Annotated in this window: 18 protein-coding genes; 12 read left to right on the top strand and 6 right to left on the bottom strand. The window is 68.4% G+C overall.

All coding sequences use genetic code 11. The annotated features are described in order from the left end of the window. The first annotated feature begins 56 nt into the window (after nucleotides 1-56). Nucleotides 57-1,685 carry a long-chain fatty acid--CoA ligase gene (locus ACTIFJ_RS04530; RefSeq protein ID WP_439532902.1) on the top strand — a complete coding sequence of 543 codons (1,629 nt, stop codon included), beginning with the start codon at nucleotides 57-59 and terminating at the stop codon, nucleotides 1,683-1,685. 9 nt (nucleotides 1,686-1,694) lie between these two features. Further along, a complete protein-coding gene (locus ACTIFJ_RS04525) occupies nucleotides 1,695-2,825 on the top strand; it encodes a patatin-like phospholipase family protein (protein WP_439532901.1) in 1,131 nt (376 codons plus the stop codon). 4 nt (nucleotides 2,826-2,829) lie between these two features. Here ACTIFJ_RS04525 and moaB read toward each other — a convergent pair whose 3' ends face one another. Genes moaB through ACTIFJ_RS04510 form a run of 3 tightly spaced genes read right to left on the bottom strand, consistent with a single transcriptional unit; the run spans nucleotide 2,830 to nucleotide 5,968 of the window. After that, on the bottom strand, nucleotides 2,830-3,357 hold the full coding sequence (gene moaB, locus ACTIFJ_RS04520) for a molybdenum cofactor biosynthesis protein B (protein ID WP_439532900.1): 528 nt from the start codon (nucleotides 3,355-3,357) through the stop codon (nucleotides 2,830-2,832). A 17-nt stretch (nucleotides 3,358-3,374) separates the two neighbouring features. Continuing rightward, nucleotides 3,375-5,213, bottom strand: a complete 1,839-nt coding sequence (locus tag ACTIFJ_RS04515) for a lytic transglycosylase domain-containing protein (RefSeq protein WP_439532899.1) — start codon at nucleotides 5,211-5,213, stop codon at nucleotides 3,375-3,377. A 26-nt stretch (nucleotides 5,214-5,239) separates the two neighbouring features. Beyond that, nucleotides 5,240-5,968: a uracil-DNA glycosylase family protein gene (locus ACTIFJ_RS04510; protein ID WP_439532898.1), complete on the bottom strand. Its 729-nt coding sequence runs from the start codon at nucleotides 5,966-5,968 to the stop codon at nucleotides 5,240-5,242. Between the two features lie 114 nt (nucleotides 5,969-6,082). Between ACTIFJ_RS04510 and ACTIFJ_RS04505 the strand changes: the two genes are divergently transcribed. The 7 genes from ACTIFJ_RS04505 (at nucleotide 6,083) to ilvD (ending at nucleotide 14,177) form a co-directional block, all read left to right on the top strand. Next, nucleotides 6,083-7,732 carry an electron transfer flavoprotein-ubiquinone oxidoreductase gene (locus tag ACTIFJ_RS04505; protein ID WP_439532897.1) on the top strand — a complete coding sequence of 550 codons (1,650 nt, stop codon included), beginning with the start codon at nucleotides 6,083-6,085 and terminating at the stop codon, nucleotides 7,730-7,732. A gap of 64 nt (nucleotides 7,733-7,796) precedes the next feature. Further along, the gene (locus tag ACTIFJ_RS04500; RefSeq protein ID WP_439532896.1) at nucleotides 7,797-9,473 is read left to right on the top strand and encodes a tetratricopeptide repeat protein; all 1,677 of its coding nucleotides are present in this window, start codon (nucleotides 7,797-7,799) and stop codon (nucleotides 9,471-9,473) included. 45 nt (nucleotides 9,474-9,518) lie between these two features. Continuing rightward, the gene (locus ACTIFJ_RS04495; protein ID WP_439532895.1) at nucleotides 9,519-10,337 is read left to right on the top strand and encodes a 4-(cytidine 5'-diphospho)-2-C-methyl-D-erythritol kinase; all 819 of its coding nucleotides are present in this window, start codon (nucleotides 9,519-9,521) and stop codon (nucleotides 10,335-10,337) included. 171 nt (nucleotides 10,338-10,508) lie between these two features. Continuing rightward, a complete protein-coding gene (locus ACTIFJ_RS04490) occupies nucleotides 10,509-10,751 on the top strand; it encodes a hypothetical protein (RefSeq protein WP_439532894.1) in 243 nt (80 codons plus the stop codon). A 138-nt stretch (nucleotides 10,752-10,889) separates the two neighbouring features. Then, complete coding sequence (locus tag ACTIFJ_RS04485; RefSeq protein ID WP_439532893.1) at nucleotides 10,890-11,687, top strand: enoyl-CoA hydratase-related protein; 798 nt, start codon at nucleotides 10,890-10,892, stop codon at nucleotides 11,685-11,687. Continuing rightward, on the top strand, nucleotides 11,684-12,409 hold the full coding sequence (locus tag ACTIFJ_RS04480; RefSeq protein WP_439532892.1) for an N-formylglutamate amidohydrolase: 726 nt from the start codon (nucleotides 11,684-11,686) through the stop codon (nucleotides 12,407-12,409). Before ACTIFJ_RS04485 ends, ACTIFJ_RS04480 begins: the two co-directional genes overlap by 4 nt. A gap of 49 nt (nucleotides 12,410-12,458) precedes the next feature. Next, nucleotides 12,459-14,177 carry a dihydroxy-acid dehydratase gene (ilvD, locus tag ACTIFJ_RS04475; protein WP_439532891.1) on the top strand — a complete coding sequence of 573 codons (1,719 nt, stop codon included), beginning with the start codon at nucleotides 12,459-12,461 and terminating at the stop codon, nucleotides 14,175-14,177. 4 nt (nucleotides 14,178-14,181) lie between these two features. Here the strand turns inward: ilvD and ACTIFJ_RS04470 are convergent, their stop codons facing one another. Continuing rightward, nucleotides 14,182-14,403, bottom strand: a complete 222-nt coding sequence (locus tag ACTIFJ_RS04470) for a hypothetical protein (RefSeq protein ID WP_439532890.1) — start codon at nucleotides 14,401-14,403, stop codon at nucleotides 14,182-14,184. On the opposite strand from ACTIFJ_RS04470, the gene ACTIFJ_RS04465 reads away from it, so the two are divergent. The 3 genes from ACTIFJ_RS04465 to ACTIFJ_RS04455 all read left to right on the top strand — a co-directional run bounded on the left by ACTIFJ_RS04465 (nucleotide 14,402) and on the right by ACTIFJ_RS04455 (nucleotide 17,737). Further along, on the top strand, nucleotides 14,402-15,838 hold the full coding sequence (locus ACTIFJ_RS04465; RefSeq protein WP_439532889.1) for an NAD(P)H-hydrate dehydratase: 1,437 nt from the start codon (nucleotides 14,402-14,404) through the stop codon (nucleotides 15,836-15,838). The genes ACTIFJ_RS04470 and ACTIFJ_RS04465 overlap by 2 nt on opposite strands. Continuing rightward, entirely contained in the window at nucleotides 15,835-17,055 is a 1,221-nt protein-coding gene (locus tag ACTIFJ_RS04460) for a class I SAM-dependent RNA methyltransferase (protein ID WP_439532888.1), read from the top strand. Before ACTIFJ_RS04465 ends, ACTIFJ_RS04460 begins: the two co-directional genes overlap by 4 nt. A 103-nt stretch (nucleotides 17,056-17,158) precedes the next feature. Beyond that, the gene (locus ACTIFJ_RS04455; protein WP_439532887.1) at nucleotides 17,159-17,737 is read left to right on the top strand and encodes an OmpH family outer membrane protein; all 579 of its coding nucleotides are present in this window, start codon (nucleotides 17,159-17,161) and stop codon (nucleotides 17,735-17,737) included. Between the two features lie 55 nt (nucleotides 17,738-17,792). On the opposite strand, the gene ACTIFJ_RS04450 is transcribed toward ACTIFJ_RS04455, so the two are convergent. Then, nucleotides 17,793-18,854: a 1,9-bis(guanidino)-5-aza-nonane synthase gene (locus ACTIFJ_RS04450; protein WP_439532886.1), complete on the bottom strand. Its 1,062-nt coding sequence runs from the start codon at nucleotides 18,852-18,854 to the stop codon at nucleotides 17,793-17,795. 122 nt (nucleotides 18,855-18,976) lie between these two features. Continuing rightward, nucleotides 18,977-20,170 (bottom strand): type III PLP-dependent enzyme, encoded by a 1,194-nt coding sequence (locus ACTIFJ_RS04445; protein WP_439532885.1) that lies wholly within the window; start codon nucleotides 20,168-20,170, stop codon nucleotides 18,977-18,979. Between the last annotated feature and the right edge of the window lie 292 nt (nucleotides 20,171-20,462).

The following is a 20,462-nucleotide window of genomic DNA, read 5'->3' as shown; positions in this document are numbered from 1 at the left end:
TTGTCAAGCCTCTGATTGGGTCTAGTCTCGGACAAAACAACCTAGGGGAGAGCGCCATGTTCGGCACGATGCAGGACTGGCCGTTGCTGGTCTGGCGGCTGATCGACCATGCGGCGGCCTGGCACCCGCGCCGCGAGATCGTCAGCCTGACCTGCGAGGGCGATGAGCACCGTAGCGACTGGCTGACGGTGCGCGACCGCGCCCGGCAGGTGGCGGCGGCGCTGCGGGGGCTCGGCATCCAGCCCGGCGAGCGGCTGGCGACGCTGGCCTGGAACAGTTATCGCCATATCGAGTGCTGGTATGGCATCTCGGGGATGGGTGCGGTGGCGCATACGATCAACCCGCGGCTGTTCGAGGACCAGATCGTCTACATCGCCAACCATGCCGAAGACCGGGTGCTGTTCCTTGACCTGACGTTCCTGCCGCTGGTCGAACGGCTGGCGCCGCGGCTGCAGACGGTCGAGACCTATGTGCTGCTGACCGACCGGGCGCATATGCCCGCAGCTTCGGGCCTTGATCTGCTCTGCTATGAGGAGATGATCGCCGGCCAGCCGGTCGACCAGCCCTGGGCCGACCTGCCCGAAACCGCGCCGGCCGGGCTCTGCTACACCAGCGGCACCACCGGCAACCCCAAGGGCGTGCAGTACAGCCATCGCTCCAATGTGCTGCACGCGATGGCCGCCTGCATGACCGACACCTTCGGCCTGTCGGCGACCAGCGTCGTCATGCCGATCGTGCCGATGTATCACGCCAATGCCTGGAGCGTGCCCTATACGGCGGCGGCGGCCGGCGCGAAGCTGGTAATGGCCGGGCCGCATTTCGATCCGCCGACGCTGCAGCGGCTGATCATTCAGGAGAAGGTCGACCTGGCGCTGGCGGTGCCGACGATCTGGCTCGGCATGCTCCAGCATCTGGAGACGGCCGGCGGCGGTCTCGGGGCGCTGACCCGCACCGCGATCGGCGGTTCGGCAGTGCCACGCAGCATGATCGAGCAGTTCGACCGGCTGTACGGCGTCCGGGTCGTTCAGCTGTGGGGGATGACCGAGATGTCGCCTCTGGGCACCACCGGCGCTGCCACGCCTGAAACTCGTGCAATGGGTTATAGCGAAGAGCTAAACTATCGTGTGAAGCAGGGCAGGGGGATGTTCGGCGTCGAGATGCGGATTGTCGACGACGCCGGCGCCCTGCTTCCCCATGACGGTGAACGTTTCGGCCGGCTGATGGTGCGCGGTCCCTGGGTCGTCGGCAGCTACTTCAAGGGCGATGGCGGCGATATCCTCGACGGCGAGGGCTGGTTCGATACCGGCGACGTCGCCACCATCGACCGGCTCGGCTTCATGCAGCTTGTCGACCGCTCCAAGGATGTCATCAAGTCCGGCGGCGAGTGGATATCCTCGATCGCGCTGGAAAATGCCGCCGTCGGCGCACCCGGCGTCGCCGAGGCGGCGGTGATTGGCGTGCCGCATCCGCGCTGGGGCGAGCGGCCGCTGCTGCTGGTCCGCGCCAGGGACGGCGCGACCGTGACCCGCAAGGCGGTGCTGGACTTTCTCGACGGCAAGGTGGCACGGTGGTGGTTGCCCGACGATGTGCTGGTGGTCGACACCCTGCCGCATACCGCGACCGGCAAACTGCTGAAGACCGAGCTGAGGGAGCGCTACAGGGACCATGTGCTACCAACGCCTTGAAAGGGCGCCATGACATTTCGTGTTGTAGCCGTGGCCGGGCTGCTGCTGCTCGGCGCCTGTGCCAGTCGCCCGCAGCCATTGCCCTTTGCCGATGTGGCCCTGGTGCGGGCGGCGATCATCAGCGATGTCGACGACAATGGTGCGCCTCTCGATGATCCGCCGCCGGTGCGCCAGGTCGGCACCCGCCATGACGTGCTGCTGCTCTCTGGCGGGGGCTCGCTCGGCGCGTTCGGCGCCGGTGTGCTGGCCGGGTGGACCGAGAGCGGCAAGCGGCCGGTGTTCGACGTGGTCACCGGCGTGTCCACCGGCGCGCTGATGGCGACGCTGGCGTTTCTCGGCCCCCGGCATGATGCGACGCTGGTGCGCGCCTACACCGGGATAACCAACCGGGATGTCTACAAGAAGCGCGGGATCATCGGCTTTGCGCGGACCGCTTCGGTCTATGACCGGGCACCGTTGGAGACGATGATCGCCGAGATTGTCGACGAGGCGATGCTCGCCGAGGTTGCCGCCGAACATGCCAAGGGGCGACGACTCTATGTGGCGACGACCAACCTCGATGCCGGGGTCAGCACGGTCTGGGACATGGGGCGGATCGCGCGGTCGTCATCGCCGGACAAGGTCAGGCTCTACCGCGACGTGCTGGCCGCGTCGGCGGCGATCCCGGGGGTGTTCTCGCCGGTGTATATCGATCAGGGGGTGGTGCCGACGACGATGCATGTCGATGGCGGGCTCAAGACCTCGATGCTGTTCCGCAGCTTCATGCTCGATCCCAAGGGCCGCAACGAGAATGTCTGGGCGATCGTCAACGGCCATGTCAGCTATGCCGGGAGCAGCGTGCCGAGCGGCACCAACAGCGCCGGCATCATGGGCCGGTCGATCATCGAGATGATGCGCAGCATCTCCTATCGCAGTGTCGAGCGGACCTATGTGATGACCCGCAATGCCGGCGCGCGGTTCAACCTCGCCTATCTTCCCGACGAGGAACCGGAGGTCAATGCCATCGAGTTCGACCCGGCGGCGATGAAGCGACTGTTCGAGTCCGGGGCGACTCTCGGACGGGCTGGGCGGTGGCGCGACGAGCCGCCGCGCATCGAGCCGCTGGAGCGGATCGGGCCGCAGCGGGTCGGCGCGCCTTAGAGACTTAGCGTTCCCTGAGCCGAGGCATCAACTCCACGAAGTTGCAGGGGCGGTGGCGGCTGTCGAGCTGGTCCTTGAGGATGCCGTCCCAGCCGTCCTTCACCGCGCCGGTCGAGCCCGGCAGGCAGAAGATATAGGTGCCGCCCGCCACGCCGGCGCAGGCGCGGGACTGGATGGTGGACGTGCCGATCGTCTGAAAGCTCAGCCAGCGGAACAGCTCACCGAAGCCGGGAATGTCCTTCTCGGCAACCTGTGCCAGCGCCTCGGGGGTGACATCCCGGCCGGTGACGCCGGTGCCGCCCGTGGTGATGATGCAGTCGATCTCGGGATCGGCGACCCAGCCCCTAAGGCGCGCGACCAGCGTCGGCACGTCGTCCTTGTCGATGGCGCGGGCGGCAAGGCGGTGGCCGGCCGCCTCGATCCGCGCCACCAGCGTGTCCCCTGAGCGGTCGCTGGCGGCGTCCCGGCTGTCCGAGATGGTCAGCACGGCGATGGCGACGGGCTGGAAGGCGAGGCTGTCGTCGATGGGCATGGCGCAGACTGGGCCGATCAGCGGCTGGTGTCGAGGGCGGCGGTGACGGTGTTTTCCTGCGGCTCGGGCTGGCTGGGCAGGATCTGGATCACCGGCGGCGCCCGCTTGACGGCCTTGGCGCCGGGCATGCCCGGGAATTTCGGCCATAGCCCGCGGACCAGCGCGTCAATGCTTTCGGGCTGGATGCCGTCGCGGAGCTGGTACATCCAGTAGTTGCGCATCACCACCTCGACATAATGGCGGGTCTCGCGGAACGGGATCGAGGCGATGAACAGCAGCGGGTCGCCGCGATCGTCGAGGCTGGTGTTCCAGCGCTGGACGCTGCCCGGCCCGGCATTATAGGCGGCGACCACCTTGGGCAGCAGGCCTTCGGTGTAGCTCATGTCGCGCAGTGCCTCGAGATAGGTCTGGCCGACCTCGATATTGAACGCCGGATCGCCGAGATCGCCGACGACCGTGGCGGCGCCGGCGCTGTTCATCTCGGCAGCGACCTGACGGGCGGTGCCGGGCATCAGCTGCATGATCCCCTTGGCGCCGGCGCGCGAAGTGGCGGTGGTGATGAAGTTCGATTCCTGCAGGGCATGGGCGAAGACCAGCCCCTTGTCGACGCGCCAGCCGCGCGCCGGCTCCCATTCCGGCGCCGGGAAGCGGGCGGACAGCGGCGGCTCGATGCCGACCGGCGGCCGCACCGACAGCTGGTACTGGGTTGCCGGCAGGCCAAGCCGAGCGGCGAGGCGGAGCAGGGCGGAATAATTGGCCGCCGGCGCGGTCTGGGCGAGATGCTTGAGCTCGCGATCGGCGAGGCCGATCTGGCCGATCTCGACGAGGGCGGCGGCGCGCTTGGCACCCTTGAAGTTGTTGAGGTGGTTCCAGTCAGCGGTAATGAAGTCCGGCTCCACCCAGTCCTGCACCGGAGCGAGGCCGAGCGCGCGGCGCGCCAGCAAGCCGTAGAAACTGTCCGGCACGCGTGCCGCCGTCTCCAGCCGCTCGGGCACCAGATCCGGACGGCCGGCGGCGAGATAGGCGCGGCTGGCCCAATAGGCCCCGGCGGCAACAAGGTCCTGGTTACGGTCGTCCCCGGCCAGCCGGCTGGCGATCAGGTCGAAGGCGCGGGCGGCATCGTCATATTGCCCCTGACGCCAGGCGGCGAGGCCGGCGGTCCAGGCGCCGAGCGCCGCCCAGGGGCCCATGCCGCGCGCCGCTTCCAGCCCCATCCGCCGCGCCGCGACATTGTCGGTCTGGCCGTAATAGCTCCACGCCACCTTGTGCGCCCATTCGGTGCGCGCGCCGGTGGACAGACCGGCTTCGGCGCTGCGCCAGCCGGCTTCCGCTTCGGCATTGCGGTCGGCGGCAAGGAGTGGCTTGAGGGTTGCCGCAGCACCGGCGTCGCCGGGACCGGTCTCCGAGCGCGGGCTGAGCGGCGGGTTGAAGCTGGCATAGCGCATAGGCCGCAGGCTGGGCAGCAGCGGCAGCGCCTCGCTGCCACGCAGGCGCTGGGCAACCTTCACCACGCCGGCGGCCTGCGGCAGGTCGGCATTGGCGGACAGCCAGGCCGCGAGGTCGGCGCGGGTGAGCCGGCCGGCGCCGCGTGCCGCGATCAGCTGGCCGCGCGCGGTTTCATGGAGCAGGCCGGGGGCAAGCGCGTTGAGCGCGGTTTCGGCGCGAGAGGTGCGACCGGCTTCGATGTCGAGGAAGATGCGCTGGTAGGCGAGGCGCTGAGCGGCGTTCAGCTGGCTCGGCACGGCGCGCTGGCGGGCGGTGATGCCGGTCCGGTCGGCGGTGACGGTGAGCAGCGTGTCGCCGGGCGCGGTGACGACGGCCTGGGGTGTCGCCTGGCCGTATACGGGCGCAGCCATCAGCGCGGTCAGGAGCAGAAGATATCTCATGCCATCCTCGATGCCAGATTCTGAAGGTGCGCCCAGGCCTCGGCCTTGAGCCGGGGCGCGCGCAGCAGCCGGGCGGGAGAGAGCGTCGCCAGCACCGGCACCTCGCCCAGGCTCGTCCAGCTTCCGAGCGCGCCGCTGTCGGCGACCATCACCTCGGCAAGATGCTGCCCCAGCGCCAGCACCCGCCGCGGCCGGGCAAGGGTGATGGCGGCACGGGCAAAGGGAGCGAAATCGGCGAGTTCCTCGGACCGCGCCGCACGGCCGCCGGTGGTCGGCCAGGGCAGGGCATGGACACGGGCGACCTCGGCAATATCGAGCCCGATCGCCGCCAGCATCGCCTTGACCAGCACCGCCGTGTCGCTCCCAGCGTCGGCGGCCATTTCGTCGAGGACCAGCAAGGGCGCGTCCTCCGGGCCTTCGAACAGGCAGGGTCGGGCGCCAGCCGACGGCCGCAGCGGATGGGCAAAGGCGGCGACTTCGGCATGCAGCGCCTCCAGCGTCTGCGCCGACACCAGCGCTGATAACGAGGCGGGCATTGACACCGGCATTTCGCGAGGCGGCGGGGCGGCGACGGGCGTCGCAATGCCGGCCAGCCAGTTCCTCGGCGTGTCGCTGATCGCCGTGTCGACACCCGCGTCCATCAGCCATTCCAGCGCCGCACGCGCCGCGACGGGCGACATCGTGAGCGCCGGCGAGAGCATGTCGGGCGTCGTCTGGGGCATCATTGCCTGCCTTCATGCGTCTTACAGCCCTCTGGTCAACCCGTGACAGGGCCCCTATCTGGCCAATCATGGCAAAGCCGCGATATGTCGTGGCCAAACGTTACAAAAGGCGATTGCATGTCGACACGCGAATCCATGCCCTATGATCTTGTTATTGTCGGCGGCGGCCCGGCCGGCCTTGCCGCGGCGATCCGTGCCAAGCAGCAGGCGGCCGTGATGGGCGTCGAGATATCGGTCTGCATCCTGGAAAAGGGGTCCGAGATCGGCGCCCATATCCTGTCGGGCGCGGTCGTCGATCCGCGCGCGCTCGACGAGCTGCTGCCGGAATGGCGGACGATGGATTCGCCGATGACCGTGCCGGTCACCGAAAACCATCACTGGATCCTGACCGAGGACAAGTGCCGCGAATTCCCGCACGGCCTGCTGCCGCCGTTCATGAACAACAAGGGCTGCTACACAGTCAGCCTGGGCAATCTGTGTCGCTGGCTGGCCGGTCAAGCGGAAGCGCTCGGCGTCGAGATTTTCCCCGGCTTCGCGGCGGCCGAAGTGCTGTTCAACGAGGATGGCTCGGTCAAGGGCGTCGCCACCGGGGACATGGGCGTGGCGCGCGACGGCAGCCACAAGCCCAGCTACCAGCCCGGCCTCGAGCTGCATGCCAAATACACCTTCTTCGCCGAGGGCGTGCGCGGCCATCTCTCCAAGCAGCTGATCAGCCGCTTCGCCCTCGACAGCGACTCCGACCCGCAGATTTTCGGCATCGGCCTGAAGGAGCTCTGGGACATCGACCCCGCCAAGCATGTGCCCGGCAAGGTCATCCATACCCAGGGCTGGCCGCTGGACGAGGCCAATGGCGGCGGTTTTCTCTACCATCAGGCCAATGGCCAGGTGGCACTCGGCTTCTCGGTCTGGCTCAACTATGCCAATCCCTATCTGTCGCCGTTCGATGAATTCCAGCGCTGGAAGACCCATCCGGCGATCAAGGCGATCCTCGAGGGCGGCCGCCGCGTCTCCTATGGCGCCCGCGCGATCAATGACGGCGGCTGGCAATCGGTGCCGAAGCTGGCCTTCCCCGGCGGCGCGCTGATCGGCTGCGCGGCCGGCTTCGTCAATGTGCCGCGGATCAAGGGCAGCCACACGGCGATGAAGTCCGGCATGATGGCGGCCGATGCCGCCGTCGACGCCATCGCCAGCCAGCGCGGCCATGATGAGCTGGCCGCCTATCAGGACGCCTACAAGAAGAGCTGGGTGTATGACGAGCTGAGGATGGTCCGCAACACGCTGCCGGCGGTAGAGAAGTTCGGGAATTTCATCGGCACCGGCATCGCCGGCATCACCATGTGGATGGAATATCTGGGCTATGGGCTGCCCTTCACGATGAAAAACCATCCCGACTGGAAGTCCTTGCGGAAAAAGCGCGATTCGAAGCCGATAGCCTATCCCAAGCCCGACGGCGTCTACAGCTTCGACAAATTGTCGAGCGTCTTCATCTCCAACACCAATCATGAGGAAGACCAGCCGGTCCACCTCAAGCTCAAGGACCCGGAGGTGCCGATCCGGGTCAACCTGCCACTCTACGACGAGCCGGCCCAGCGCTACTGCCCGGCCGGCGTCTATGAGGTTGTCGGCGAGGAGACCGGCGAGCCGCGCTTCCAGATCAACGCCCAGAACTGCGTCCACTGCAAGACCTGCGATATCAAGGACCCGTCGCAGAACATCGTCTGGGTGGTTCCGGAAGGGGGCGGCGGGCCGAACTATCCGAATATGTAGGCCCGAGGCGGGGTGGCGTCCTGCCCCCCTCGACAGGAGGCGTTGCAATCGCCACCTTGTCGGCATGCGTATTCCTGTTGCCGCCTCCCTCCTTCTCCTCGCTGCCTGGCAGGCGCCGGCGCAGGCGCGCGCCTCCACGCCCACGATCTCGCCGCTGCACGGCTATGTGCTCGGGCGCGCGGCTTTCGCCAATGACGCGCTGACCGAGGCGGCGCAGTTCTTCGATGCCGTCCATGCCCAGCAGCCGGAGGCGCCCGAATTGGCCCGCCGCGCCTTCGAGCTGGCGGTAGCGGCCGGGGACAAGAAACGCGCGCTGGCGCTCGCCGGCACGCTGCAGGCGAACGGACAGGCCAATGCCGAAGTTGCGGTGCTGCTGCTGACCGATGCGGTGCTGCGCAAGGACTGGAACGCCGCCGCCGCTGCGCGTACCGGCCTGTCCAGCGCCGGCTATGCCGCCGTCGTCGGGCCGATCGTCGATGCCTGGATCGCCCATGGCCGCGACGACACCGATGGCGCGCTGGCCATCCTCGATCCCGCGCAATTTACCGGCTTCGCACGTTCCTATGTCACCGAGCAGCGCGCCCATATGCTTGCAGCCGCCGGGCGCTGGAAGGAAGCGGCAGAGGCCTATTCGCTGCTTCGCGCCGGCACCGCCTCGGGCATCAGCTTCCTGCGCCAGGGCGAGGCCGATGCAGTGGCCCAGTCGGGCGACAAGGTACGGGCGCTGGCGCTGCTCGACGGTGACGAGCCGCCGACTGTTGCGGCGCGCGAGCGGCTGAAGGCCGGCAAGCGCATCGGCGCGCTGGCGCCCGATGCCCGGCGCGGCCTCGGCTGGATGGCGGCACGGCTCGCCGCCGACCTCTCCCGCGAGCGGCCGGTGCCGCTGGCGCTGCTGTTCGCCCGCACCGCCACATTCCTGGCGCCTGACATCGCCGCCAGCTGGCTGATCTGCGGGGACGTGCTGGCGCGCAGCAACAGCCGCGAGGCGGCGCTGGCCGCCTATGCGATGGTGCCCGAAAAGGATGCACTCGCCCAGACCGCGCGGATCCGCCGCGCCGAAGTGCTGGAAGCAATGGGGCGCGGCACCGAGGCCGGCGCCATGCTCGCCGAAGCCGCCACCGCACCCGATGCCGGCGCCGATGCCTGGGTCCGGCTCGGCGACTGGCACCGCCGCGCCGAGCGCTTCGATGCGGCGATCGAGGCCTATTCGCGCGCTATCGCCGCCACCCCGGACGAGGGTTCGGGCGGGGGGGCGGGTGCCTGGGGCCTGTGGTTCCTGCGCGGCAGCATGAAGGAGCGAGCGCAGGACTGGCCGGGCGCCGAAGCCGATCTCCGCAAGGCGCTGCTACTGTCCGAGGACGAGCCGGTGGTGCTCAACTATCTCGGCTATTCGCTGCTCGATCGCGGCCTCAAGCTGTCCGAAGCCGCGACGCTGATCAAAAAGGCGGCGACGCTGCGCCCCGATGATGGCGGCATCGTCGATTCGCTCGGCTGGAGCCAGTATCGCCAGGGGCGCTATGACGAAGCGGCGACCACGCTCGAGCGTGCCTCGACGCTGGAACCGACCGACCCGACCGTCACCGACCATCTCGGCGACGCCTATTGGAAGATTGGGCGGCGCATCGAGGCGCGGTTCCGCTGGCGCGCCGCGCTGGCGATGGAGCCGAGCGAAGCGCAGAAGAAACAACTGACCGCCAAGCTCGATTACGGCCTCGACGCGGCGCTGGCGATGGCGAACTGACGCCTCTGACTTGACCGAAAGCGGCGAGCCGGCAAAGCCACGTGCATGACCGAGACCGAAGACGCCCCCGCCAAGCTCAACCTGGCGCTGCACCTCCGCCACCGGCGCGCCGATGGCTATCATGAGCTTGAGTCGATCTTCGCGTTCACCCAGTTCGGCGACACCCTGACCGGCGCACCGGCCGATGCGCTGAGCCTGGAAATGTCAGGCGACTATGCCGGGCCGGCGGGGCAGGGGGGCGACAATCTGGTGCTGCGCGCCGCCCGCGCGCTGGCCGAGGCCGCGGGGATCGATCGCGGTGCGCGGCTGCATCTGGAGAAACGCATTCCGGTGGCCGCCGGACTAGGCGGCGGCTCGGCAGACGCCGCCGCCGCATTGCGCCTGCTCAACCGGCTTTGGGGCCTCGACTGGCCGCAGGACCGGCTTGTGGCGCTGGCGGCGAAAATCGGCTCCGACGTGCCGGCCTGTGTGGTGTCCCGAAGCGTGCTCGGCAGCGGGCGCGGCGAGGTGCTGCGGCCCTGGTCCGGTGACGTCGGCGGCCGACCGGTGCTTCTGGTCAATCCCCGGGTCTCGCTCGCCACCGGCCCGGTATTTGCGGCCTGGGACCGGCAGGACCGGGGACCGCTCGATGCGGAAGCCCCGTTGACCCAATTGCGCAACGACATGACCGCCGCCGCCTGCGGGCTGGCGCCGGTGATCGCCGAGGTACTCGAAGCGCTCGCCGCGACAGTGCCGTTGCTGGCCCGCATGTCAGGCTCCGGTGCGACCTGTTTTGCGCTGTACGAAAGCGGTGCTGCCTGCACGGCGGCCGAGACGCTGATCGCCGCTCGGGGCTGGTGGCACAGCGCCACCGTCCTGCGCTGAGTCGCAGATCCCCGTATTGACCGCAGCTCGATCTAAGCTTGACTCAGTTAAGGCGACGACCTAGATCGTGCAGTAGTTCTGAGTTGGGCTCAATCCGCACTATTGCGGTGAACAATCAGGGATAGGGCGATGGTTCTTCGCATATTCGTGGCGTTTGCCACGGCCGCAATCATGGTCGCACCGGCCCTCGCCGCTGACACGACCAGCTGCGCAAGCGCGCCGGGCGTGTTGCGCCAGGCCGCTGCCACGGCTGATGCCGCCAAGGCAGACAAGGCGCTTCGGCTCGTCGCGGTGGGCGAAAAACTCTGCGCTGCCGGTGGCCGCGGGGAAGCGGCCAAGAAGTTCACGGCGGCGGCGCGGGCGCTCGATACCGATCTTGCAACGATCCCCGCGAACGCCCCCAGCGCGCAATAACAGCACAAAGGGCTGGCCTCGTCGGGGCACTCCCCCCCCGTCCCGACAGGCCTTGCGGCCGGTGCCCCCCCCCCGGCACCGGCCGCAACTATTTCAGGCTTCACCCCCACCCCCTGTTAGCACTATGGTCGCGCCCCCATGACCCGGGACGCCGACTTGTTTGATCATCCACATCTGAAGCTTGTCCAGGATGGCCCGGTCGCGCGCCTGTTGATTGACCGCCCCGACCGCCGCAACGCCATGGACCAGTCGATGTGGGAGGCATTTCCACATGCTGTCACCGCGGCCATGACCGAGCCTGCGGTCCGGCTGCTGATCGTCTCCGGCGCTGTCCCCGGCATGTTCTGCGCCGGCGCCGACATCGCCGAATTCGCCCGGCAATCCGCCGATCCAGCCTGGCGGGCCGCCAACGCCGCCGCCATCCGGGCCACCCAGATCACCCTCGCCCGGGCGCCGAAGCCGACGCTGGCGATCATCGACGGCGACGCCGTCGGCGGCGGCATGGGCATCGCCCTGGCCTGCGACCTGCGCATCGCCTCGCCACGAGCACGGATGGGGATCACGCCGGCAAAGCTCGGCCTGGTCTATCCGCTCCACGACACCCGGCTGCTGATGGAGCTTGTCGGTCCGGCCCAGGCCCGCCGCTTGCTGTACACAGGCCAGCTCGTCGATGCCGCCGAGGCGCTGCGGATCGGCCTTGTCCAGCAGGTCGCCGATGATCTTGATGCCGAGGTTGCGGCCTTTGCCGCCAGCGTAGCCGCCGCGGCCCCGTCCAGCCAGCGCGCCATCAAGGCCATCGTCCAGCGGATCATCGAAGGCGCGCATGACGACGACGCCGAGAGCCAGGCCGGGTTCGATGCCGCCTTCACCACCGCCGACTTTGCCGAGGGGGTGTCCGCGTTCCTGGCCAAGCGCAAGCCCGTCTTCGGCGCATGACGCTGCCGCGCCAGATCAAGGGCACCGCGCCGGTGCTGATCATCGCCGACCACGCCAGCAACCGCGTGCCGGAGGGGGTCGATCTCGGCATCGATCCGGCGCTGCTCGAAGACCATATCGGGATCGACATCGGTACCGCCGCGCTGGCAGAGGCGCTGGCCGAAGCGCTGGAAGCACCGGCGATCATCGCCACGGTGTCACGGCTGGTCATCGACATGAACCGCGAGCCGGGCGAGCTAAGCCTGATCCCGAGCGCGTCGGACGGCCATGTCATTCCGGGCAATCTCGCGCTGTCCGAAACCGAGCACGTGCTGCGTCGAACCGCGATCCATACCCCTTATCACGCCGCGATCGACGCGGCGGTCGAGACGCACCGGCCGGAGCTGCTGCTGAGCCTGCACAGCTTCACGCCGCAGCTGGCCACCGCGCCGGACGAGCAACGGCCCTGGCCGATCGGCATACTCTACAATCAGGACAGCCGCGCCGCGCGGATCGCCTTGCCGCTGCTCGCGGCGCGCGGGCTGCACGTCGGCGACAACCAGCCCTATTCGGGCGAAACCCTCAACTACACGATGGACCGCCACGCCGAGGCGCGGGGCCTGCCCTATTTCTGCATCGAGATCCGCAACGATGGCCTGCGGACGCGAGAGGACATCGCCCACTGGTGCCGGATCATCGCCGATACCACGCATCAATTGCTCCGCGCGCTTCGTCAATCTTGACCCGCCCGGCTCAAACGCGCATCGACGGTCGCGAACAGAGGAGCCTTTCGTGAGCCGTTTCGACAAGTCCAAGCTGCCCAGCCGCCATGTTTCGGTCGGCCCCGAGCGGGCGCCGCATCGCAGCTATTATTATGCCATGGGGCTCTCCGAGGAAGAAATCAGCCGCCCGTTCGTCGGCATCGTTTCGGCCGGCAATGATTCCGCGCCCTGCAACACCACCCTCGATGCCCAGGCCGATGTCTGCCGGCAAGGTGTGCACGAGGCCGGTGGCCTGCCGCGCCGCTTCAACACCATCACCGTCACCGATGGCATCGCCATGGGCCATCAGGGCATGAAGGCCAGCCTGGTCAGCCGCGAGGTTATTGCCGATTCGGTTGAACTTTCAGTCAGAGGCCATTGTTATGACGCGCTTGTCGGCTTTGCCGGCTGTGACAAGTCGCTGCCAGGCATGATGATGTCGATGCTCCGGCTCAACGTGCCGTCGATCTTCGTCTATGGCGGCTCGATCCTGCCGGGTCGCTTCGAGGACAAGGACGTAACCGTCGTCGACGTGTTCGAGGCCGTCGGTGGCTTCTCGGCCGGCTCGTGTCCGCTGGCGCGCCTGACCGCGCTGGAGAAGGTCGCCTGCCCGGGCCATGGCGCCTGCGGTGGCCAGTTCACCGCCAACACCATGGCATGTGTCGGCGAGGCAATCGGCCTTTCGCTGCCCAACAGCAACATGGCGCCGGCGCCCTATGGCAGCCGCGCCGATATCGCCATTGCCGCCGGCCGGCAGGTGATGAACCTGATCGAGAAGAACATCAGGCCGCGTGACATCTGCACCCGCGAAGCCTTTGAAAATGCGGCACGCATCGTCGCGGCGACCGGTGGCAGCACCAATGGCGCGCTGCACCTGCCGGCGATGGCGCATGAGGCCGGCATCGCCTTCGACCTGTTCGACGTCGCCGAGATCTTCAAGAGCACGCCCTATATCGCCGACCTCAAGCCGGGCGGGAAATATGTCGCCAAGGACCTGCATGATGCGGGCGGTGTCTATATGGTGCTGCGCACCCTGTTCGATGCCGGCTTCATCCATGGCAATTGCATGACCGTCACCGGCAAGACGCTGGGCGAGAATATCGAGGAGATCAGCTGGCGCGATGACCAGAAGGTCATCTATCCGGTCAGCGCGCCGCTGTCGCCGACCGGCGGCGTTGTCGGGCTGAAGGGCTCGCTCGCCCCGGACGGGGCGATCGTCAAGGTCGCCGGCATGGCGCGGCTGCAGTTCAGCGGCCCGGCCCAGGTCTTCGATTGCGAAGAAGATTGCTTTGCCGCCGTCGAGGCGCGCAAGATCGAGAAGGGCAGTGTCGTCATCATCCGCTATGAAGGGCCCAAGGGCGGCCCCGGCATGCGCGAGATGCTCAGCACCACCGCGGCGCTCTATGGCCAGGGCCTTGGCGAGCATGTGGCGCTGATCACCGACGGGCGCTTCTCGGGCGCAACGCGCGGCTTCTGCATCGGCCATGTCGGCCCGGAAGCGGCCGATGGCGGGCCGATTGCCCTAGTCGAGGATGGCGACATGATCCATATCGACGCGGCGGCCGGCACCATCGATCTCGATGTCGCCGGGGATGTTCTGGCAGCGCGCCGCGCGGCCTGGCAGCCGCGGGCCACCGACTATGGCTCGGGCGCGATCTGGCGCTATGCCCAGAACGTCGGGCCGGCGCGCACCGGCGCCGTCACCCATCCGGGTGGCGCGTCAGAAACCCATGTCTTTGCCGATATCTGACCGCTCAGCGCGGCAGGCTGGCCAGTTCGCCCTGTGCCCTGGCCTGCCGCCGGGCGTAAAGGGCATCGGCAGGGGCCGGCTTGATCGCCGCCCACAGCGGCTCGCCGCGCGCGTCTCGCGGCACCTCGGCATAGGTGCCGCGCAGCTCGCTGCGTTCAACATAGAGGGGGGAGGCCGCGCAGCCAGACAGAAGGCCGGCAAGGATCAGGGGAGTGAGGCGCTTCATGGCCGCTCTTTTGGCAGGACCGGCATTTCTGCGCAAGGTGGTTGAAATGCTCAGCCTGCCGCCCCCAGCGCCGCTGCCCACCCCCGAGGAGATGCGCGCGGCGGAAGGCACCGCCATCGCCGCCGGCACGCCGGCACTGCGGCTGATGGAGCGCGCCGCGAGCGCAGCAACGCTTGCGATCATGGCTTTCGCCCCGAAGCGCCATGCGCTCGTTCTTGTCGGGCCGGGCAACAACGGCGGCGACGGCTATGGCGTCGCCGTGGCCCTGGCGGCGGCAGGGGTCTCGGTCGAGGTCGCCGCGCTGGCGCCGCCGCGCGGTGAGCCGGCGCAGACCATGGCCGCACGCTGGACCGGCCCCGTCGTCACGCTCGAGGCGGCGCGCCAGGCCCCGCTGGTCATCGATGCGCTGTTCGGCACCGGATTGGCGCGCGCCATGCCGGCTGCCGCCACCGAGGCGCTGGCCAGGCTGGCGCCGCACGCCATGGTGGTGGCGCTCGACATCGTCAGCAATATCGATGCCGCCACCGGCGCCGCGCTCGGACCCGTTCAGCCGGCAGCGATGACCGTGGCTTTCGGCGCCGCCAAGCCGGGCCATCTGCTGGCCGACGGCGCCCGGGTCACTGGCCGCCTCGTCACCGCCGACATCGGCATTGCCATCCCGGCGACACGGCTCGGCCGGGTGCTGCGGCCAGGGCGCGCGCCATTGGCGGCGGACCTGCACAAGTACCGGCGTGGCCATGTCCTGGTCGTGGAGGGCGAGGGCAGCGGCGCGGCACGACTGGCGGCGCTGGCCGCGCTCCGGTCCGGGGCCGGGCTGGTAACGCTGACCGGCCCGGATTCCCGGCTGCCGGCTGATGCTATAATGCACCGGACCGACGACGAAGGCAGCGCGCTGCTCGATGATCCGCGCTGCGGCGCCGTCGTCTGCGGCCCGGGTCTTGCCGATACGCGGCGCGGGCGGGGCTGGCTCGAACGATTGCTGGCCGGCAACGTGCCGGTGGTGCTCGATGCCGGCGCTCTGGCGCTGGCCACACCTGCGATGCTTGCCGCCGCCACCGCCCCGTTGGTGCTGACGCCGCACGAAGGCGAATTCGAGACCTTGTTCGGCTCGCTAGGTCCGGACCGGCTGGCCGCCGTCCGCGCTGCCGCAGCCGCGTCAGGCGCCGTGGTTCTGCTCAAGGGGCCGCAGACCCTCATCGCCGCGCCCGATGGGCGGGTGCTGATCAACGACCACGCCAGCGCCTGGCTCGCCACCGCCGGCTCGGGCGATGTGCTCGCCGGCCTCATCGCCAGCCTGATCGCCCAGGGCCAGCCCGGTCTGGAGGCCGCCGCCACGGCCGCCTGGCTGCACGGTGACGCCGGCCGGCGCGGCGGGCCGGGACTGATTGCCGACGACCTGCCGGGGCTGGTCGCCGCGGCCATTGCCGCGCTGTGAGCGCGCTGCAGACCATCGTCCGCCTCGCGGCACGGGGCGACGGGATCACCGCCGATGGCCGCTATGTGATGGGCGCCGCCGTCGGCGACCAGATCCGCTTCGATGGCGAGCAGGCCACGATCCTGCCCGGCCCGAACCATGTGGTCCCGGTCTGCCGGCACGTGCCGGAATGCGGGGGCTGCCAGCTCCAGCATGTCACCGACGCCGATTATGCCGCCTTCGTCATCGATCGGCTAGCACGCGTGCTGGGGCCGCTGATGCCCGAAGACGTCGCCCCGGTGGCGCTGTCGCCGCCGCGCAGCCGTCGCCGCGCCAGCCTGCGCGCTGTACGGCGCGGCGGCAAGCTGCTGCTCGGCTTCAACAGCGAAGGCAGCCACCGGATCATCGATCTCCAGCAGTGCGAGGTGTTGCGCCCCAAGCTGTTCGCGTTGATCGGGCCGTTGCGGGCGCTGCTGCACAAGGCGGTCGCCGAAGGGCAGGGGGCCGGGATAACCCTCACCGACAGCGAAGCCGGGGTCGATGTGCTGCTCGCCAACGTCCGCGCCGAGCGGCTCGACGAAATCGAACGGCTGACCGACTTCGCAGCCGCCCATGATCTCGCCCGCCTCAGCGTCGAAGGACCGGACGGCGTGCAGACGCTGGTCGAGGCGCGGCTGCCGTGCCTGACGATGGGCGGCGTGCGGGTCGGCCTGCCGCCGGCGCCCTTCCTGCAACCGACAGAAGAAGGCGAGGCCGCGCTGGTCGCCGCCGTGGCAGAGGCCGTCGGCGGGGCAGGGCAGGTGGCTGACCTGTTCTGCGGGCTGGGCACCTTCGCCCTGCCGCTCAGCCGCCGAGCCCGAGTCCAGGCGCTCGACGCCGCCGGCCCGGCCATTGCCGCGCTGGCAGCGGCCGCTCGGCTCGGCGGTCGGCCGCTCGCCGCCGTGCACCGCGACCTGTTCCGCCGGCCGCTGACGCCGGCCGAGCTGGCGCCGTTCGACGCGCTGGTGTTCGATCCGCCGCGCGCGGGGGCCGAGGCCCAGTCGCGGGCGCTGGCGCAATCGTCGGTGCCGGTGGTGGTGGCGGTGTCGTGCAACCCCAGCACCTTCGGCCGCGACGCCCGGATCCTCGCGGAAGGCGGCTATCGGCTCGACCGGCTGTGGCCGGTGGCCCAGTTCCGCTGGTCGAGCCATGTCGAGGTCGTGGCCCGGTTCAGTCGCCAGGGGCATTCGTCGCCCTGAGAAGCGAATTCAGGCCATGGCGGGGGGCGACTTCGGACTTTTCCTGTGCCATGGAATCGCCAACGACCCATTCCAGTTCGGTCTGTTTGAAGAAGGACTATCGATGCTGAAGTCACATCTCCTGGGCCTCGCCGCCGTTCTCGCCGTGGCGGCCTCGCCAGCGCTGGCGCAGAAGCTGCCGGCCGCCACCATGCTGGTCGCCGATGTCGACCGCGTCGTTGCCGAAAGCACGGCCGGCGTCGCCGCTGCCCAGCAGCTGCAGACCCGCTCCAACACGCTGCGCCAGCGGCTGCAGACCCTGCAGACCCAGCTGCAGACCGAGGCCCAGGCCATCCAGACCGGCCAGGCCAATAATTCTCTTGCCGGTCCGGCACTCGAGGCGCGCGTCAAGGCGTTCCAGGGTCGACAGCAGGCGGCCCAGCAGGAACTGGAAAAGGGCCAGGAAGATATCCAGCGCGCCCAGAACTACGTCAGCCAGCAGATCGGCCAGGCGCTCCAGCCGATTCTCGCCACCATGCTGCGCGAGCGCGGCGCCAGCCTGATCGTGCCGGCCAGTGCCGTGCTCCAGCATTCGGCCGGGCTCGACGCCACCGCCGACCTGCTGGCCCGCCTCAATGCCGCGCTGCCCAGCGTCTCGACCACCCCGCCGGCGGCGCCCGCCGCCCCGGCCGCCCCACGCTGAGGCCATGAAAAAGGGGGCGGCCCCGCGGCCGCCCCCTCTCGATTGTCCCGAAGGCTCAGGCGAACAGCTTGGCCCAGCCGCGCTTCGGACGATCCTTCCAATGGCCGCGATGATAGGCGTCCGACGCCAGCAGCGGCATCACCGATCCGGCCTCGGCGAACACCATCTGCTCGATCCCGGTATTGACCTTGCCCCAGCTCGCCGCTTCCTGGAGCGTCGAGGACGAGCAGGCGCCGTCGCGCACATCGGCAACGGTGATCTGCACCGCATATTTGTGCACTTCGACATCGTCATGGCCGAGGATTTCGGCGCAGACGACCGTGTCCTGGATGAAGTTCTTCGGCACGCCGCCACCGATCATCAGCAGGCCGGTGGTGCCCGCCTTGATCTTGATGTCGGTCAGCTCGCGGAAATCGGCGATTGCATCGAGCACCATATAGGGCTTGTCGGCCTTCACCGAATCGACCTGGTGCTTGACCAGCCCAAACCCCGCCGAGCTGTCGACGAAGGCCGGGCAGAAGATCGGCACATCATGCTCATAGGCCAGCTTGACCAGGCTGTTGTCCTTCTTGCCGTGCTCGACCAGATACTTGCCCATCTCGCGGATGAATGCGCGGCTCGAATAGGCCTTGGGCTCCAGCGTCTCGGCAATCTCGAAGATCGTATGGTCGACGTGCTGGAGCTCTTCCTCGTCGATATAGGTGTCGTAGATGCGGTCGATCAGCAGCGAGCGCAGCGTATCGTCATCGGGCACTTCCAGCGCCTGATAATGCTTGTGGCCGAGCCCCTCGAAGAAATCCATGTCGACGATGGTCGCCCCGGTGGCGACGACGACATCGACCATGTTGTTGCGGATCAGCTCCGCATACAGGTCCATGCAGCCGCCCGCCGAGGTCGAGCCCGCGATGACCAGCACGACCGTGCAGTCCTTGTCGGCCAGCATGTCGTTATAGATCTTGGTCGCGCGGCCGAGATCGCGGCTGGTGAAGCTCATGTCGGCCATCGCATCGACGATCGGGCGCGCGTCGAAGCTGGTGATGTCGATATGCTTGACCTGCTTCGAAAGCAGTTCCGCCTTGCGTGTGTCGTTGGTCTGGGCGGGATCGGTAACGGTCATGGAGAGTCTCCCATTTCAACAATGGCCCGGCGGCTGATGCCGCCGCCCGCGGCCGGGGGAGTCCGGCGCCGAACGGGTGGATGAGGCCGGGCACCGGGCCCGGCCTCGTCAAAGACAACCGGTCAGGACGTCTGATGCAGACGGATAACCCGGCTCGGCGACTCTTCGGTGACACCATAGGCCGAGTCCATCGGCTCGTCAGCCACGATCACCGTTTCCCCGGCGGTGAAGCCGTTGAAGCCGGTGCGCATTGCCGAGCCATAGGCACCGAGCATGCCGATCTCGATCATGTCGCCGGGCTGGACATCGGCGGGCAGCATGAACGGCCCGCGCATGAAGTCCATGTCGTCGCAGGTCGGGCCATAGAAGCTGAACGCAATGTCGCGCGCCGGGCTCGCGGTGTCGCGGACCAGCGCCACCGGGAACCGCCAGCCGATGTGCGCGGCATCGAACAGCGCGCCATAGGCACCGTCGTTGATGTACAGCACATCGTCCTTGCGGGCCTCGACCCGGACCAGCACGCTCGAATATTCCGCGCTCAGCGCCCGGCCCGGCTCGCACCAGAGCTCGGCCGAATAGGAAATCGGCAGCGACTCATAGGCGCGGTGGATGACCTCGAAATAGGCCTCCAGCGCACCGGGCTCCATATCCGGGTAGATCGACGGAAAGCCGCCGCCGACATCGACGACATCGACCGTAACACCGGCGCCGACGATCGCGGCACGGACCTGCGCCAGCGCATCGGCATAGGCCTGCGGGCTCATCGCCTGGCTGCCGACATGGAAGCAGATGCCCAGCGCATCGGCCGCCTGCCGCGTTGCCATCAGCAACGGTGCCGCCTCGTCGGCCGCGACGCCGAACTTGGACGCCAGGCTGAGCTTGGAATGCGATGACGACACACGCAGCCGGACGCACAGCGTCAGGTCCGTGGCGCCATCGGTGGCCGCAACGATCTTCTCGAGCTCACCCAGCGTGTCGAGCGAGAACACCCGGACACCGTGAACATGATAGGCCTCGGCAATGGCTTCGGCGCCCTTCACCGGATGCATGAAGCACAGCGTGGCCTCGGGCAGCAGCCCGCGCACCAGCCGCACCTCGGCAATCGAGGCGACATCGAAATGCGTGATTCCGCTGTCCCACAGCGTCCGGATCAGATCCGGCGAGGGATTGGCCTTGACCGCATACATCGACGTGCCGGGAAACGTTTCTGCAAAGAAACGCGCGGCGCGACGGGCGGCGTGAGGACGGATCAGAGTAACAGGCTGCGTCGGTCGCAGGGCCTGAACTACCCCCAGCGCGTTATGGTGCTTATGCAATTCAAGGGACCTCCGGGGTGAGCAAAGTTGCCGGAGAAGGCCGGCACCAAAGCTGCCTTGCGGTGGAAGTCCCATGGGGCAGCGAGCGGCGCATATGGGGTCATGCGACCGGCGTGTAAAGCGATTTTTTATGACAGCATCCACTTGCAGTTTTCGCTCATGGCCCCAATGGCTTGCCTGATGGTTTCAGACGCCTTTCCAGAGCCGCTTGTTCATGCCGAAATCGAGGCGGCCGCAGAGCGTTTGCGCGGCCATGTCGTCCATACGCCATTGCTGCGATCGGACCGGCTCG

Origin of the sequence: Polymorphobacter sp., assembly GCF_051860865.1 — a bacterium.
Lineage (GTDB): Bacteria > Pseudomonadota > Alphaproteobacteria > Sphingomonadales > Sphingomonadaceae > Sandarakinorhabdus.
Note: the sequence above shows the minus strand (reverse complement) of the source record. Positions and strands in the feature narration are given on the sequence as shown.